Origin of the sequence: Thermithiobacillus tepidarius DSM 3134, assembly GCF_000423825.1 — a bacterium.
Lineage (GTDB): Bacteria > Pseudomonadota > Gammaproteobacteria > Acidithiobacillales > Thermithiobacillaceae > Thermithiobacillus > Thermithiobacillus tepidarius.
Genome location: NZ_AUIS01000026.1, coordinates 1 through 14,731, shown reverse-complemented (window position 1 = coordinate 14,731; position 14,731 = coordinate 1). Strand labels below are relative to the sequence as shown.

Annotated in this window: 15 protein-coding genes; 9 read left to right on the top strand and 6 right to left on the bottom strand. The window is 65.3% G+C overall.

Features of this window, described 5'->3' with window-relative positions; genetic code table 11:
- Nucleotides 1–79 precede the first annotated feature (79 nt).
- A complete protein-coding gene (locus G579_RS0111415) occupies nucleotides 80–940 on the bottom strand; it encodes a ferritin-like domain-containing protein (protein ID WP_028990293.1) in 861 nt (286 codons plus the stop codon).
- A gap of 74 nt (nucleotides 941–1,014) precedes the next feature.
- Between G579_RS0111415 and G579_RS0111410 the strand changes: the two genes are divergently transcribed.
- The 8 genes from G579_RS0111410 (at nucleotide 1,015) to G579_RS17200 (ending at nucleotide 7,572) form a co-directional block, all read left to right on the top strand.
- A complete protein-coding gene (locus G579_RS0111410; protein ID WP_038019628.1) occupies nucleotides 1,015–1,830 on the top strand; it encodes an SDR family oxidoreductase in 816 nt (271 codons plus the stop codon).
- A 441-nt stretch (nucleotides 1,831–2,271) separates the two neighbouring features.
- Nucleotides 2,272–3,096: a bifunctional hydroxymethylpyrimidine kinase/phosphomethylpyrimidine kinase gene (thiD, locus tag G579_RS0111405; RefSeq protein ID WP_028990291.1), complete on the top strand. Its 825-nt coding sequence runs from the start codon at nucleotides 2,272–2,274 to the stop codon at nucleotides 3,094–3,096.
- Between the two features lie 27 nt (nucleotides 3,097–3,123).
- On the top strand, nucleotides 3,124–3,768 hold the full coding sequence (thiE, locus tag G579_RS0111400) for a thiamine phosphate synthase (protein ID WP_028990290.1): 645 nt from the start codon (nucleotides 3,124–3,126) through the stop codon (nucleotides 3,766–3,768).
- Between the two features lie 211 nt (nucleotides 3,769–3,979).
- Nucleotides 3,980–5,269 (top strand): glutamate-1-semialdehyde 2,1-aminomutase, encoded by a 1,290-nt coding sequence (gene hemL / locus G579_RS0111395; RefSeq protein ID WP_028990289.1) that lies wholly within the window; start codon nucleotides 3,980–3,982, stop codon nucleotides 5,267–5,269.
- A gap of 10 nt (nucleotides 5,270–5,279) precedes the next feature.
- Nucleotides 5,280–6,065, top strand: a complete 786-nt coding sequence (locus G579_RS17210) for a M48 family metallopeptidase (RefSeq protein WP_081662753.1) — start codon at nucleotides 5,280–5,282, stop codon at nucleotides 6,063–6,065.
- Between the two features lie 241 nt (nucleotides 6,066–6,306).
- Entirely contained in the window at nucleotides 6,307–6,705 is a 399-nt protein-coding gene (locus G579_RS0111380) for an HIT family protein (protein WP_028990288.1), read from the top strand.
- Nucleotides 6,706–6,713: 8 nt separating this feature from the next.
- Nucleotides 6,714–7,136: a ComEA family DNA-binding protein gene (locus G579_RS18715; RefSeq protein WP_155989820.1), complete on the top strand. Its 423-nt coding sequence runs from the start codon at nucleotides 6,714–6,716 to the stop codon at nucleotides 7,134–7,136.
- Nucleotides 7,090–7,572 (top strand): bis(5'-nucleosyl)-tetraphosphatase, encoded by a 483-nt coding sequence (locus G579_RS17200; RefSeq protein ID WP_081662752.1) that lies wholly within the window; start codon nucleotides 7,090–7,092, stop codon nucleotides 7,570–7,572. Before G579_RS18715 ends, G579_RS17200 begins: the two co-directional genes overlap by 47 nt.
- 1,125 nt (nucleotides 7,573–8,697) lie before the next feature.
- On the opposite strand, the gene ccsB is transcribed toward G579_RS17200, so the two are convergent.
- From ccsB to G579_RS0111350, 3 genes are all read right to left on the bottom strand, one after another.
- Complete coding sequence (gene ccsB / locus G579_RS0111360; RefSeq protein ID WP_051181466.1) at nucleotides 8,698–9,882, bottom strand: c-type cytochrome biogenesis protein CcsB; 1,185 nt, start codon at nucleotides 9,880–9,882, stop codon at nucleotides 8,698–8,700.
- 41 nt (nucleotides 9,883–9,923) lie between these two features.
- On the bottom strand, nucleotides 9,924–11,759 hold the full coding sequence (locus G579_RS17195) for a cytochrome c biogenesis protein ResB (RefSeq protein WP_081662751.1): 1,836 nt from the start codon (nucleotides 11,757–11,759) through the stop codon (nucleotides 9,924–9,926).
- Nucleotides 11,760–11,930: 171 nt separating this feature from the next.
- On the bottom strand, nucleotides 11,931–12,551 hold the full coding sequence (locus G579_RS0111350) for a c-type cytochrome (protein ID WP_028990286.1): 621 nt from the start codon (nucleotides 12,549–12,551) through the stop codon (nucleotides 11,931–11,933).
- Nucleotides 12,552–12,759: 208 nt separating this feature from the next.
- Between G579_RS0111350 and yihA the strand changes: the two genes are divergently transcribed.
- Nucleotides 12,760–13,380 carry a ribosome biogenesis GTP-binding protein YihA/YsxC gene (gene yihA, locus G579_RS0111345; RefSeq protein ID WP_038019621.1) on the top strand — a complete coding sequence of 207 codons (621 nt, stop codon included), beginning with the start codon at nucleotides 12,760–12,762 and terminating at the stop codon, nucleotides 13,378–13,380.
- 219 nt (nucleotides 13,381–13,599) lie between these two features.
- Here the strand turns inward: yihA and G579_RS0111340 are convergent, their stop codons facing one another.
- Both G579_RS0111340 and G579_RS17190 read right to left on the bottom strand, forming a co-directional pair.
- Nucleotides 13,600–14,418, bottom strand: coding sequence for a prohibitin family protein (locus G579_RS0111340; RefSeq protein ID WP_028990284.1), 819 nt, complete (start codon nucleotides 14,416–14,418; stop codon nucleotides 13,600–13,602).
- A 94-nt stretch (nucleotides 14,419–14,512) separates the two neighbouring features.
- Nucleotides 14,513–14,731: transposase (locus G579_RS17190; protein WP_038019618.1), on the bottom strand; the 219-nt coding region annotated here is incomplete at its 5' end.

The following is a 14,731-nucleotide window of genomic DNA, read 5'->3' as shown; positions in this document are numbered from 1 at the left end:
CCGGCGGGATCCTCAAAACAAAGGGGGCACCGTAGCGGTGCCCCCTTTCATATGCATCGAGCCGGGCTGCGGCAGTGCCTCAGGCCGTGGCGCCCTCTGTCGGCTCCCGCTGCCCCAGCTTGTCCATCAGCGACTTGCGGTAGCGGCTCAGGTCCTTGGCGGTCTGCAGCGGCAGGCCGAAGAGGCTGGAGAGGTTGCGCATGATGCCGTTGACGACTTTCTGCTCCCACTCCTTGTCGAAATTGATCTGCAAGTCCAGCCAGCGTTCGAGCCAGCCCGGATCGGGCAGGCGGCTCTGCACGGTATCACGCGGGAACTCGGCTTCCTTCACGTGCAGGTTGGTCGGATGCAGCGCCTTGGCCACTTTGGTGTTGGCCATGAGCACGCCCAGCTTGGAGAACGCCAGGCGCGCCTCGTCGCCGAAGTGCTCGATGGCGCGGCGCATGTACTTCAGATAGGCGCCGCCATGCCGCGCCTCGTCCTTGGACAGCAATTCATAAATGAACTTGATCACCGGCTCCGTGTGCCACTCGGCAGCGCGCTTGTACCACTGGGTCAGGCGCACCTCGCCGCAGAAGTGAAGCATGAGGGTCTCCAGGGCCGGGGCCGGATCGAAGTCGAAGCGCACGTTGTGCAGCTCCTCCTCGGTCGGCACATACTCGGGGGCGAAGCGCTCCAGGTACTCCATCAGCACCAGGGCGTGCTTCTGCTCCTCGTAGAACCAGACGGACATGAAGGCGGAAAAATCCGAGTCGTGGCGGTTGTCGCGCAGGAACATCTCGGTAGCGGGCAAAGCGGACCATTCGGTGATAGCATTCATCTTGATGGTCTGCAACTGCTCGGCCGTCACCTTGCTGCGGTCGAACTGATCCCAGGGGATGTCCTGTTGCATGTTCCAGCGGGCTTTTTCCAAAGACTTGAACAACTCCGGGTACAACATGCAAACCTCCAAAAACTGCGGATCATTGCCGACACCGGCATAGCAGCCGATAATTTTATCAGGTTCCCATATAGATGCCAGCCTTTTCCCAAAGTTCGAGAGTCTTCATTACCGGCGCCGGCAGCGGCATCGGCCAGGCCCTGGCGCTGGCCTACGCCGGGCCGGGCGTACAGCTGGGCCTGCTCGGCCGCGACGCCGGGCGCCTGCAGGCCACTGCCGAGCAGATCCGCGCGCGCGGCGCCCAGGCCTGGCGCCGAAGCGCGGACGTGCGCGACGCCGCCGCGGTGCGCGTGGCTGCCGAGGACTTCATGGCTTGGGCCGGAGTACCGCAGGTACTGATCGCCAATGCCGGCATCAGCATCGGCACCCTGACCCAGCATCCGGAGGATCTGACGGTCTTCCGGGAAATCATGGAAACCAACTGGCTCGGCACGGTGCACACCTTCGGCGCCTTCCTGCCTGCCATGCTGGCCGCCGGCGAAGGCCGGCTGGCCGGCATCGCCAGCGTGGCCGGTTTCCGCGGCCTGCCCGGCGCCGGCGCCTACTCCGCCCCCAAGGCCGCCACGCAGATCTATCTGGAAAGCCTGCGCCTGGAGCTGGCCGGCACCGGTCTCACCGTCAGCACCATCTGCCCGGGCTACGTGGACACGCCCATGACGCGGATCAATCCCTATCCCATGCCTTGGCTGATGCAGCCCGAGGATGCCGCCGGGCGCATCCGGCGCGCCATCGACCACGGCCGGCCGCTGCTCGTCCTGCCGCGCCCCATGGCTTGGGTCGGGCGGGTCCTGCGCCTCCTGCCCGTGGCTTGGTATGATCGCCTGTTCCGCCATGCCCCGCGCAAGCCGCGCCGCCTGTCCGACGGCCCTCCTCAGCGGGAGGCCGACTGAACAGGCAGGTGTCCCGGATCAGACTTTTACACAAGCGTCGGCTAGAGAACGGCACAATGAGCTAGACAGATTTGTTTATTCACCGGCACACAAATATTTCTCAACCAATTGCTTTTAAAGCATAATTGCTCTTGCCCAAAATTTAAGCAAAAGACCTGGTGCCTGCCCGCATCATGCACTTGACAGAAACCACCGACACTACCCACAAACTTATCCACAGCATTGGAGGAAGCCGCGCGGCTGTTCTTGCTTCGTTCCGCCGGTCGGCTAAAATAAATTTGACTGCCAGGCCGAACCCATCCACCACCGAGTGCGCCGACATGCCGACTCGCAAAGCCCTTTCGGCTGCCGCCAGACCGCTCCGCCGGCAGCCTGGTGCGCCAGCGGGTGGCACGCCCTTCCCGTCCATGATGCCCGCACTCCGAGCCGATGGAGCATGCCATGAATGAAACCTCGTCCGTCTATCCCGCTGTTCTCACCATCGCCGGCTTCGACCCCTCGGGAGGCGCCGGCATCCAGGCGGACCTGCTCACCTTCGCCAGCATGGGTGCCCACGGCTGCGCGGCAGTGACCGCCGTCACCGTGCAGGATACGGCCAACGTCAAGGGCTACATCAGCCTGGATCCCAACGACGTGGCCGCGCAGGCACGTTCCGTGCTGGAGGACATCCCGGTCCAAGCCATCAAGCTCGGCATGCTGGGCAGCGTGGGCGTGGTGGAGGCCGTCGCCGTGCTGCTGAACGACTACCCCAATCTGCCGGTGGTGCTGGATCCCGTGCTGCGCGCGGGCGGCGGCGGCAGTCTCGCCGAAGACGGCGTGCTGGATGCCATTCTCAATCTGCTCCTGCCCCGCAGCACCCTGGTGACGCCCAACGGCATCGAAGCCCGCCTGCTGGCCCCCACCGCCGACAGTCTGGAGGCCTGCGGCCACGAGCTCATGTCCCTGGGCGCGGATTACGTGCTGATCACCGGCGGCCACGAGGCGACCCCGACCCTGGACAACCTGCTCTTCCACGATCAGCAGTTGCTGGAGCGCTTCAGCCAGGAACGCCTGCCCGGCAATTATCACGGCTCCGGCTGCACTTTGTCGGCGGCGGCGACGGCGGCGCTGGCCCACGGGCTCGACGTGCTGAATGCGGTGGAGGAGGCCCTGGCTTTCACCCACCAGGCCATCCGCTTCGCCTACCGTCCGGGTCTGGGGCAGATGGTCCCGGACCGCCTGTTCTGGGCACGGGAAGGCTTCGATGCCGAGGAAGGCCTGCAATGAGCCGGCTCGGTTGCGCGAGCTGCACCCATGTCTGAGCGCCGCGCTCGCGCCCATGCCCTCATTCGCGGTCTCTACGCCATCACCGACGCGGCCTTGATGCCGCCTCCGGCCTTCGCGGCACGTGCGGAGGCGGCGCTGCGCGGCGGTGCGCAGGTACTGCAGTACCGGGACAAGAGCAACGATCACGACCGGCGCGGCCGAGAGGCCGTCGGTCTGCTGTCCCTCTGCCGTCAGTACGGCGCGACCCTGGTCATCAACGACGACGTGCACCTGGCCCGCAATATCGGCGCGCCGGCGGTGCACATCGGTCAAGGCGACACGAGCGTGCAGGAGGCCCGCGCATTGCTGGGGCCCGAGATCATCATCGGCGTGACCTGCCACAACAGCCTGGAACTGGCCATCGCCGCGCAGTTGGCGGGCGCCGACTACGTGGCCTTCGGCGCCTTCCACCCCTCCCCCAGCAAGCCGGACACCGTGCTGGCGACCCCGGACCTGCTGCGCGCCGCCAAAAAACAGCTGTCGCTGCCGGTGGTCGCCATCGGCGGCATCACGCCGCAGACCGGCAGCTTCCTGCTGCGCGCCGGGGCGGATGCCTTGGCGGTGATCAGCGGCGTGTTCGCGGCGCCGGACGTGGAGGCGGCCGCGCGCCGCTACGCCCGCCTCTTCGGCTGAGCAGGCCCGGCGTCAACGATCCCGGCCCGCACGCGTTGAAGCCCAAAGGCGTGCCCTGACGGTCGCAGCTGAACTTGTGGCATCATACAGCCTGCCGGAAGGCGCGGGTCCGCGTGTCCATGCCGCCGTTCGGCGGACGGAAAGCGGATGGCCCGGCGTGCCGCCTTCCCGTTTAATAGTTTCCTATTCTGCAATCCAGCGGAGATCGACCATGCGGCATGAGCAGTCCCACGCACTCTTTCAGCAGGCCCAAGCCCACATTCCGGGCGGGGTCAACTCCCCCGTGCGCGCCTTCCGGGGCGTCGGCGGCGAGCCGGTTTTTTTCGAGCGGGGCGAGGGCGCCCACCTGTGGGACGTGGACGGCAACCGCTACATCGATTACGTGGCCTCCTGGGGGCCGATGATCAACGGCCACAATCATCCCGACGTGGTGCGGGCGGTGCAGGAACAGGCCGCCAGGAGCCTGGGCTTCGGCGCCCCCACCGCCATCGAGGTGGAGATGGCCGATACCCTGTGCCGCCTGGTGCCGTCCATGGACAAGGTGCGCATGGTGTCCAGCGGCACCGAGGCGACCATGAGCGCCATCCGCCTGGCGCGCGGCTACACCGGGCGTGACAAGCTGGTCAAGTTCGAAGGCTGCTATCACGGCCACGCCGACAGCCTGCTCGTCAAGGCCGGCTCCGGCGCCCTGACCCTGGGCGTGCCCACCAGTCCCGGCGTGCCCGCCGACCTGGCGCAGCACACCATCAACCTGCCCTACAATGACTTGGCGGCCGTGGAAGCCTGCTTCGCCCAGTTCGGCTACGATATCGCCGCCATCATCGTCGAGCCCATCGCCGGCAACATGAACTGCGTGCCGCCCGAGCGCGGCTTCCTGGAGGGCCTGCGCGCCATCTGCGACCACTACGAAAGCGTGCTCATCTTCGACGAGGTGATGACCGGCTTTCGCGTCGCCCTGGGCGGCGCTCAGGCGCTCTACGGCGTCACGCCGGACCTGACCACCCTGGGCAAGGTGGTGGGCGGCGGCCTGCCCGTGGGCGCCTTCGGCGGCCGGGCGGAGATCATGGACTACATCGCCCCCCTCGGTCCCGTCTACCAGGCCGGCACCCTGTCCGGCAATCCGGTAGCCATGGCCGCCGGCCTCGCCAACCTGCGCCTGCTGGAACAACGGGGCGTCTACGAGGATTTGGCGGAAAAGACGCTGGCCCTGAGCGAAGGCATGCAGACCCTGGCGGAAGCGGCGGGCATTCCCTTCCGCATCAACGTGGTCCCCGGCATGTTCGGCTGGTTTTTCACCGACCAGCCCAAGGTCAGCCGCTACGAAGAGGTCATGGCCAGCAACGTGGACCGCTTCCGGCGCTTCTTCCACGGCATGCTGGAGCGCGGCGTCTACCTGGCCCCGAGCGCCTTCGAGGCGGGCTTCGTTTCCACTGTCCACAGCACGGCGGACATCGATGCCACCCTGGCCGCCGCCGAAGCCGTTTTTGCCAACCTAGAGTGAGGTGCCACACATGATTCCTACAAACGTGCGCAAGGCTTTGCTTGGTGCCATGCTGGGGGCCAGCCTCCTGAGCGCCTGCGCGACGGCGCCGGTCACCGGCCGCCAGCAGCTCATGCTCGTTTCCGAGTCCGACGTGGTGCGCATGGGCTCCCTGGCCTACCGCCAGGAACTGAGCCAATCGCGCCTCAACAGCAATCCCCAGCAGGTGGCGCAGGTGCGGCGGGTGGGCCAGCGCATCGCCCAAGTCGCCAATCGTCCCGACTACCAGTGGGAATTCAACGTCATCGACGAGCCCCAAAGCATCAACGCCTTCGCCCTGCCTGGCGGCAAGGTGGCGGTCTATTCCGGCCTGCTCAACCTCGGCTTGAGCGATGACGAGCTGGCCGCCGTCATCGGCCACGAAGTCGGCCACGCCATCGCCCAGCACAGCCGCGAGCGCGTGTCCCAGCAGGTGGGCTTCGACCTGGCCCTGTCGGTGCTGGCCGGCGGGCGCGTCAGCCCCCAGACGGCGCAACTGATCAACACCGCTTTCGGCATCGGCGTGGGCCTGCCCTTCGAACGCCGCCAGGAATCCGAAGCCGATCTCATTGGCCTGGACCTGATGGCCCGCGCCGGCTACGACCCGCGCGCCGCCCTGAGCTTCTGGCAGAAGATGATGCAGGCCACCCGCGGCGCGGGCCGGCCGCCGGAGCTGCTGTCCAGCCATCCCTCGGACCAGCGCCGCATCCGCACCATTCAGGCCGAGATTCCCCGCTTCATGCCCATATACGAGAGAGCCAAGCGGGCAAGCCGCTAGACGCATGGCGTGGCAGGAGGGTTGCCTACCTGCCACGTCGCCGGTTTGCAAGTCGCTCTTCGCGCCGAAAGGGTTGCGTTTTTGTTGCGCGATGGAGCAGAATACGAAGTATTTTCATTCTCGACCTTGCCTGGAGCGCATATGCATGACCTTCCCTTCGTGATTTTCGGTCTCACCTACGCAGTTGCCGGCGCTTTCCTTTTCTGGAGCAACAAAGATTGACCGATCCGGGAGACCCGCGATGACGACCATCTTTACCCGCATCGTCCGAGGCGAGATTCCTGCCCAGAAACTGATGGAAGATGATCGTTATCTGGCCTTTCTGGATGTGCGGCCGGTCACGCCAGGCCACGCCCTCGTGATTCCCAAGAAGGAACACGACTACATCTTCACCCTCGACGATGAAACCTTGGCCGGCCTCCTGCCCTTCGCCAAGCGCGTGGTGCCCGCCTTGGAGCGGGTCACCGGTTGCCTGCGTGTGGGCGTCATGGTCGCCGGCCTGGAAGTGCCGCACACCCACGTGCACCTCATCCCCATGAACGCAGTCAGCGATCTGAACTTTGCCCGGGCGCACCCGGCCTCCTCCGAAGAGCTGGCCGCGATGGGCGACAAGATCCGCGCCGCTCTGGCTGCAGGCTGAGACAGGGCATGGGCATGCGCCAGCTGGGCAGCATACTCTTGCTCCTGTTCACATTGGGTGGCCCGACATGGGCGGCAGAGCTGCTGGACATCAACTCCGCCGACCAAAGCGCACTGGAGCAGTTGCCGGGCATCGGCCCGGCCAAGGCCAAGGCCATCATCGCCTATCGCCAGGAGCACGGATCCTTCGCCAGCGTGGAAACGCTGGATGCCGTGCCCGGCATCGGCCCCAAGCTCATGGAGAAGCTGCGCGACCAAGTTCGCGTCGCTCCCGCCGCCAGGACTGCGCCCGCGCCTCGCACGGTGGCCCAGGCACCGGCTCCCCGCCCGACGCCCGCGCGACCGGCCGCCATTATCCAGGGGCAGGGCCAGACCCGCTTCTTCGATGCCCAGGGCCGACCCATGCGCGCGCCCTTGCCCGCCAAGCCCTGAGCCGGGCCCGGCATCCGCCGTACAAGTCAAAGTCCGCTCCGCCGGCGTCGTCGTCCTGCGGCGTGATCCTGCCGGCTGGTGTTGCCTCATTCTGCGCGCCTACCGCAACTGGGACTTTCCCAAGGGGGTGGTGGAGTCCGGCGAGGATCCGCTGCAAGCCGCCGTCCGCGAGGTGGCCGAAGAAACCGGCATCACCGATCTCTCCTTCCGCTGGGGCCTGGATTGCCGGGAAACTGCCCCTTACGGCCACGGCAAGGTGGCGCGCCTCTACATCGCCGAAACGCGGCAAGCGGCAGTGCAACTGTCCATCAACCCCCGACTCGGCCGCCCCGAGCATCACGAATACCGTTGGGCGAGCTTCGCGGAGGCACGGGCGCTGCTGCCGGCGCGGCTGGCGGAAATCCTGGAGTGGGTGCGGACCGCCGTCAAATCTTAGCCCCGCGCCAACCCTGCCTCTCTGCGCCGCTTCCCGGACTCGCCTCCCACGCATTCCGCTGTCTCCCGTTTTCTGTGAGGCCAAGTAGGCACTCGAGCGGCCACCGCAGCGAACCCAAAACACGCGCCTCCGCGTCGCCTGATACGTATCGGAATCTTTCTGCCGCACTGTCCGAAAATCACCCCACCGCCAAACCCATCCCGTCCACACCCGGCGGGAGAAGCTATTCGCGGCAGGCTCTGCGGGATGCAGGCGGAAGCGTGTAAGAGCGCACTTGCGATACACGGGCGTCCGCGACGGTTGATCGCGGGCCAGCCCGCTCCTACGGCTGGTCCAGCCGCATGGTCCAAGGGCGCTACCCGGGCGCCAGCCACGCTGGCCCCTCACCCTGTCCGCGCCCAGAGACAGGGTATTCCGGACGGGTGCGGTACCGTGCCAATCCTTGGCGGGCCGGCACACTGGCCTGTCGGAGCGGGCTGGCCCGCGATTGGGTGGCGGTCGGGATGGTTGATCGCGGGCCAGCCCGCTCCTACAGCTGGTGCCGACCGTATGGCCGAGGAGCAGTGCCCGGGCATCAGCTAACGCTTCCGCTCATCCTGACCGCTCCCGATGGAAGGATGTGTCCGGGGCGGGCGCAGTGCCCATCGATGCCCGGCAGCGAGCTGGGCCGCGCTACCCATGGGCTGCAGGAGCGAGCTGGCTCGCGATGATGGCGGCAATGTCGTAGCCGAATTGGGCGAAGCAGGCCTGCACGGCCGCCAAGTCGTTCCGCCGTGCAGCCAGGCACGTTATCGCGAGTCAGCTCGCTCCCACGTGCCCTGGGCGAGCACGACCCAAGGTTGGGTTTCCGGGAGTTTCAAAGGTTGGCCGTTTTCACTCCGTTGTCCCGCCGAGTCGCGCCGAGGCGGCGGGCCGCGCAGGGCACCCGCAGGGCGGGACGGGGCCCGGCTCTTTACTTCTTGCGCAGCCGAGAGTGAGCGCAGCGAACGGCAAAGCACGGCTGTCGAGCCGCTCCCGGCCTCTAAGCCACCCACGGGCGCAGTCCACTCCACCCCCAACTCCACACCACGAAAAAGCCCCCATCCAACGCCGGATGGGGGCCTCGTACCAGCAAGCCGGGACTGCTTACAACTCCCCGTAAGAATGCAAGCCCGACAGGAACATGTTCACTCCCAGGAAGGCGAAGGTCACCACCAGCAGGCCGATCAGCGACCACCAGGCCAGCGGCACCCCGCGCCAGCCCTTGCTGATGCGCGCGTGCAGCCAGCCGGCGTAGTTCAGCCACACGATCAGGGCCCAGGTCTCCTTGGGGTCCCAGGACCAGTAGCCGCCCCAGGCCTCCGCCGCCCACATGGCGCCCAGAATGGTGGCGATGGTGAAGAAGGCGAAGCCGACGGCGATGGACTTGTACATCACGTCGTCCAGCATTTCCTTCTCCGGCAGCACGCGGGCGAAGAAGCCGCCGTGGCGCTCGGCGCGATCACGCAACAGGTAGGCCACGCCCACCATGGCGGATAGGGCGAAAGCGCCATAGCCGATGAAGTTGGCCGGCACGTGGATCTTCATCCAGTAGCTTTGCAGCGCCGGCACCAGCGGCTGGATTTCCTGGGCCTGGCGGTCGAAGGTGTACCACAGCAGGAAGCCCACCGCCGCGCTGACGATCAGCATGACGAAGGCGCCCAGGCTGCGGGTTGCGTAGCGCCGTTCGTAATAGAGGTAGAGCAGCGCGGTGATCAGGCAGAAAAGGATGAAGACCTCGTAGAGGTTGCTGACCGGAATGTGGCCCCAATCCGGGTGGGCCAGATAGGTTTCGCGCCAGCGCACGCCCAGGCCGATGAAGCCCATGGCCACCGCCGCCCAGGTGAGCGCGGTGGCGTTCTTGCCGACGAAAGCGCTCTGGCTCGCCAGGAAGCCCATGTAAGTAAGGGTGGCCAGCACGAAGAGCGCGCTCATCCACATGATGGCCGACTGGCTGGAGATCAGGAACTTGAGAAAGAAGTTCTGCTCCGGCGTGGCGCCCTGGGCGTAGAGCCAGATGGCGAAGAGGGTGACGGCGACCACCACCAGCGACAGGGCCTGCATGGGACGCCAGCGCAGTCCCAGGCCCGCCATGCCGACATAGGTGATGAGCAGGATGACGTGCTCGAAGATGTCGAAGCCGGGACCGTACTTGATGAAGACGCCGCCGATGCCGACCGTCAGGATCGCGAACCAGGTCCAGTCGCGCCAAGTCAGGCTGCGCCAGAAGGATTTCGGCTGCCCGAAGTCGGCGCCCGGCTGATGGAAAATCTGCGTTTGTGAAGTCGCCATAAATACTCCTTCCGGCTGAATGATAACGCCTTTGAAAACCGCTAAGAGCTCCGCTCCAGGCGCCCCGCTATGCGCTCCGCCAGGCTGGCAAACGCCTTCTCGAAATCCAGGGCATTGCGGTTGGAGGTGCCGGCCACCAAGGCCTCGGTGCCGCCGTCCTCCGTCCGGCGCACGCGCACCCAGACCTTGCGATGCGGCAGATAAAAGAGGATGAAGATGCCGATCACCAGCATGACGGACCCGAAATACACCACATTTTTACCGGGCGACCGGGTCATTTGCAAACCGGTGGCCTGCCGTTGCTCGAAGCTGTCCAGGCTGAGAATGAAAGGCGTCGGATATTCGCGCAGCTGCAGCATCGCCTCGATGGCCGCCTGGAAAAACCAGGTCTGGTCTTCCTGGCTCATCCCGGGCGCCTCCGCCTTGACCAATTCCTGGAAGCTGCTTACGAAGAGATCCTCCGGAGCCAGGTTGCTGTTGGCGGCCGCGCGCTTGCGCACTTCGGCGAAATAGCGGGTGAAGAGATCCAGCGAACCATCCGGACCCACGGGCAGGAAGAGATAGCGGAAGGGCTGGTCCAGCTCCAAGCGCACGCCTTGGACGAAGTAACTGTGGCCCTCGCGCACGAAAGGCACCATGTAGGTCTGGAACTCGCGACCCTTGCCGGTGGCGTCGCGCACGATGTAGTCGAAGCTGGGGCCGAGATTCATCATCTTGCGCTCGCGGCCCTTGGCCTGGGCGCTCGCCTCATCCGCCGGCACGATGTTGAACATGGAGAAGTTCTTCAGCTCGATCTGGTACTGGCCGTCCCGGGACTTGAGCACTTCGCCCACCCGCCCCTGCATGGGCACGGGCTGGCCGTCGGGACTGTTCAGGAAGTGGCCCTGCATGCGCAGCAGCGAACCGCCATCGGAGAAGCTGGCCTGGTAGATGGCCACGCCCTTGTAGATCAACGGGTGGTTCACCGTGATGGTGGCTTCCTTGACCGGCTTGTCCTGGTCGTAGATCACCACATCGCTGGCGAAGGTCTTGGGCATGCCGGTGGAGTAATGCTCGATGTGGAAGCGCTTCACGTAGACCCGGAAACCCAGGTCCTGCACCAGATAACCATCTCCCACCTGCAGGAAGATCACGCCCGAGGAATCCCCCTCGGGGATGCTAACGTTGCCGCGGAAGGATGGATTGGATGGGTTCAGCCAGCTCTTGGCCGGGATCTGGGAAACCGGTTTGCTGAAATCCTTCTCCGGCTGCAGCTCGCCCCGCAGGATGTCCAGTTGGATGGGCAGGTTGCCGTCCATGAGGCCGCCGATGCAGATGATGATGATGGCCAAGTGGGTGAGAATGTAGCCCACTCGGTTCAGCGCGCCCTTGTGTCCCGCCACGCGGGCGATGCCGCCCTCCTCCGTTTCCTCGCGGGTTTTGTAGCCGGCTTCCTGCAGCACCTGCGCCGCCCGCGCCGCCGTCTCCGCGACCGGCAGTCCGCTGTGCAGCGCCCGTTGCGCCTTGAACGCCAGCAGCGCCTTTTCGTGCACGCGCACGCGCAGCTCGCGCATCTCGCGCAGCATGCCCGGCGTCTGCCGGATCAGGCAGGTGCTGGTGGACACCACCAGGAAGGTGAGGATGCCGAGGAACCACCAGCTGTGATAGACGTCGAACAGGCTGAGGGCTTTGAACACCTCGAACCAGTAGGCGCCGAACTTGATGATGTAATCCTGATAGGGCTGGTTCTGCTTGAGAATGGTGCCGATCACCGAAGCGATGGCCAGCGCCACCAGCAGCGTGACCGCCAGGCTCATGGAGCCCAGGAACTGGATCAGCAGACGCCCCGTGCTGCGCTCAACGCGGGGGGGATTGGACAGGGGGGCGGCGTTAGACAACAATGACTCCCAAGAAAAGCGATTCACCGAAAAGCGGGTCAACGGAATCAGACCCTGTCTAGGCTATAAAAAGTTCCCTGGCGGGAAAAGACAAAGGGGCAGACCGGAACAGTCTGCCCCCTGTCGGGCGCTGAAAGCCCATGCCGCATCGATCGACGCGGTGGCAGCGCCTTACAAGGACTGCAGGTAGGCGGCGACCGCCTGCATTTCTTCGTCGGTCATGTTCTTGGCCACGCCGCGCATCATCATGGCCGGATCATTGGCACGCTGGCCCGCCTTGAAGTACTTCAGCTGGTTCGTGACGTACATGCCATGCTGGCCAGCCAGGCGCGGGAAGAGGGGCGCCAGGCCCTTGCCGGCCGGGCCGTGGCAGGCGGCGCAGGCGGGGATGTTGCGCTCGGCGACGCCGCCATTGTAGATGTTCTTGCCCTTGGCGACCAGCGCCGCGTCGGCCGGCATGGGGTTCTTGGTCGGCGCCTGGCTGGCGAAGTAGGCGGCCAGGTTGGCGATGGCGGCCTCGTCCAAGGGCGCGGCCATGCCGAACATGATGCCCGCGTCGGGATCGTTGCGGTCATGGGTCTTGAAATTGTGCAGCTGCTTCTGGATGTACTCGGGCACCTGGCCGGCCAGACGCGGGAAGGTGGGGGCCATGCTGTTGCCGTCGGCACCGTGGCAGGCCGCACAGGCTGCCGAGGCCGCCTGGCCGGCCGCCGCATTCCCAGCGGCCGCTTGAGCCGCGCCAGCACTCATGAGCATCGCGGCCGCCGCCGCAAACACCAACCGTTTCTTCATGAACTTCACTCCTTAAAAGATTTGCAAGCAGAGGGAATGGGCGATGCACACAGGAAGCAAACCGATAAGCCTGTCTTATGGCACCAAAAATTCTTATTAATTGGGAGCTTAGAGCTCCGCACCCGGCCAAGAGCCTTGCCAAGGGTTTATACCAACGCGGATAATTCGTGTCAAATTATCTACTAATATTGCAGAGGCCCCTTCCGCCATGTCCCAAGACCCGTCCTTCCGCCTGCCGCTCCTGCGCCGAGCCGCTTACCGCCTCAACGTGGCCAGCCCGGCGCAACTGCCGCCCGACGAGGGCTACGAGGTCGCCTTCGCGGGACGCTCCAACGTGGGCAAATCCAGTGCCATCAACGCCATCGTCGATCAGAAGGGATTGGCCCGCACCAGCAGCCAACCCGGGCGCACCCAGCACCTGGTCTTCTTCGATCTCGATGCCGAGCGTCGCCTGGTCGATCTGCCGGGCTACGGCTACGCCCGTGCGCCCGAGGCGGTCCGCCGCCAATGGAGCGGGCTGATCGAGCGCTATCTGCAGCATCGCCAGTGCCTGCGCGGCATCATCCTGGTCATGGACATCCGCCACCCGTTCACGGATTTCGATCGGATGATGCTGGACTGGGCGGCGGCCATCGAGCGGCCGGTGCACGTCCTGCTCAACAAGGCGGACAAGCTGAGCCGGGGCGCGGGCCTGCAGGTGCTGGCCCGCCTGCGCCGCGACCATGGGACCCAGCAGTGCTCCATACAGCTCTTTTCCGCCGCGCACAAGATGGGCATCGACGAGGCGCACCGCAAACTGGGAGAGTGGCTGGAGATCCCCTCCGACTAAGGGCGCAAGACGGTTGGCAACAGCACGCGGGGACTGATCTATACTTGAATAAAAAAGAGGCCCCGGAAAAGGGGAAAACCGGGGCCCAATGATGAGTCCTGATTGGGTGGGTAGGACTCACGGCCCGCCCAGGGAGGATAGGAGCGGACCGGACAACCTTGCGGTCATCTGCTTCGTTTGAGCATCGTCCCCAAAAAAAGTTCACAAAAATTTTTCAAATTATTTTTGCGGCAACTGGATGAAGGGCAGGGCCCCGCCGCTGACGTTGGGCAGCCGCCCATCCCACTTCTCGATTGCCGCGCGCTGGTTCTCCACTTCCCGCAGCCGGATGAGCTCCTCGCTCACCTGGGCCTTCTGCAGCTCCAGGGCGCGCGCCTCCGCTTCGGCGCGCGCCACGCGCTGCTGCGCCTCGATGCGGATGCGCTGCAGGTCGCGCTCGGCCTTGAGCTTGAGCTGCTCCGCCGTGGTCTTGGCCTCGATAGCCTCGTTGAAGGACCTGGAGAACTGGAAGTTGACGATGGAGAACTCGTCCACCACCACGCCATGCCGCCCCAGGCGGCTGGCCAGCAATCGGCGGATCTGGTCGCGCACCTCGTCGCGCTTGGTGATCAGCTCCTCCGCCGAATAGCGGGCCATCACCGCCTTCACGCCCTCCTGCAGGGTGGGCAGGATGATGCGTTCGTCCACGTCCTCGCCGATGTCCCGGTACACCAGGTTCACCTGCGCCGGGTTCAGGTGGTAATTGAGCGCGACGGTACTGTGCACTTGCTGCAAATCGCGGCTGGCCGCCTCGCCCGTGCCTTCCACCTTCTGGATCTGCACGTTGATCTTGTGCACCCGCTCCGCCACCGGCATCACCAGATGCACTCCCTCCCCCAGCACCCGGTCCTCCACCGCGCCGAAAAAGGTCACCACGCCGCGATGGCCGGCGGGGATGATGGTGAACGGCGCGATCCAGGCCAGCAGCAGGGCCAGGAAGATCATGAGCAGCAGCATGCGCGCGGTGCGGAAGACGGGAGCTTGGGTGTTGAGAGCCATGGGCGTCCTTCTTGTTGGTCGAATCCTGCTAGGGTCTGTTCTCAATCAAGCGAAAAGCGTTATGCCATATGCAACCGAGGGGCTCTGTTGAATTTCAAGTGGGTTGCCGGGCATGAGGGTTGATCACTGCGAAGTCGAGCTTGCCGGCGATCAGGAAGATGACGGTTCTGATAGTGGTGAAGCGGGTGAAGCCGCGAGCGCGGCGCTTGGCGGACTGAAACAGGCCGTTGAGCGCTTCGAGGAAGCCGTTGGTCTGGCGGGTCTGGGCCCAGGCGACGATGCCCTCGAGGTGGCGACGGACCATGGCGGCGAC

Coding starts and splice junctions, on each gene's coding strand:
- G579_RS0111415 (WP_028990293.1), bottom strand. CDS start 940: ATGTTGTACCCGGAGTTGTTCAAGTCTTTGGAAAAAGCCCGCTGGAAC.
- G579_RS0111410 (WP_038019628.1), top strand. CDS start 1,015: ATGCCAGCCTTTTCCCAAAGTTCGAGAGTCTTCATTACCGGCGCCGGC.
- thiD (WP_028990291.1), top strand. CDS start 2,272: ATGAATGAAACCTCGTCCGTCTATCCCGCTGTTCTCACCATCGCCGGC.
- thiE (WP_028990290.1), top strand. CDS start 3,124: ATGTCTGAGCGCCGCGCTCGCGCCCATGCCCTCATTCGCGGTCTCTAC.
- hemL (WP_028990289.1), top strand. CDS start 3,980: ATGCGGCATGAGCAGTCCCACGCACTCTTTCAGCAGGCCCAAGCCCAC.
- G579_RS17210 (WP_081662753.1), top strand. CDS start 5,280: ATGATTCCTACAAACGTGCGCAAGGCTTTGCTTGGTGCCATGCTGGGG.
- G579_RS0111380 (WP_028990288.1), top strand. CDS start 6,307: ATGACGACCATCTTTACCCGCATCGTCCGAGGCGAGATTCCTGCCCAG.
- G579_RS18715 (WP_155989820.1), top strand. CDS start 6,714: ATGGGCATGCGCCAGCTGGGCAGCATACTCTTGCTCCTGTTCACATTG.
- G579_RS17200 (WP_081662752.1), top strand. CDS start 7,090: ATGCCCAGGGCCGACCCATGCGCGCGCCCTTGCCCGCCAAGCCCTGAG.
- ccsB (WP_051181466.1), bottom strand. CDS start 9,882: ATGGCGACTTCACAAACGCAGATTTTCCATCAGCCGGGCGCCGACTTC.
- G579_RS0111350 (WP_028990286.1), bottom strand. CDS start 12,551: ATGAAGAAACGGTTGGTGTTTGCGGCGGCGGCCGCGATGCTCATGAGT.
- yihA (WP_038019621.1), top strand. CDS start 12,760: ATGTCCCAAGACCCGTCCTTCCGCCTGCCGCTCCTGCGCCGAGCCGCT.
- G579_RS0111340 (WP_028990284.1), bottom strand. CDS start 14,418: ATGGCTCTCAACACCCAAGCTCCCGTCTTCCGCACCGCGCGCATGCTG.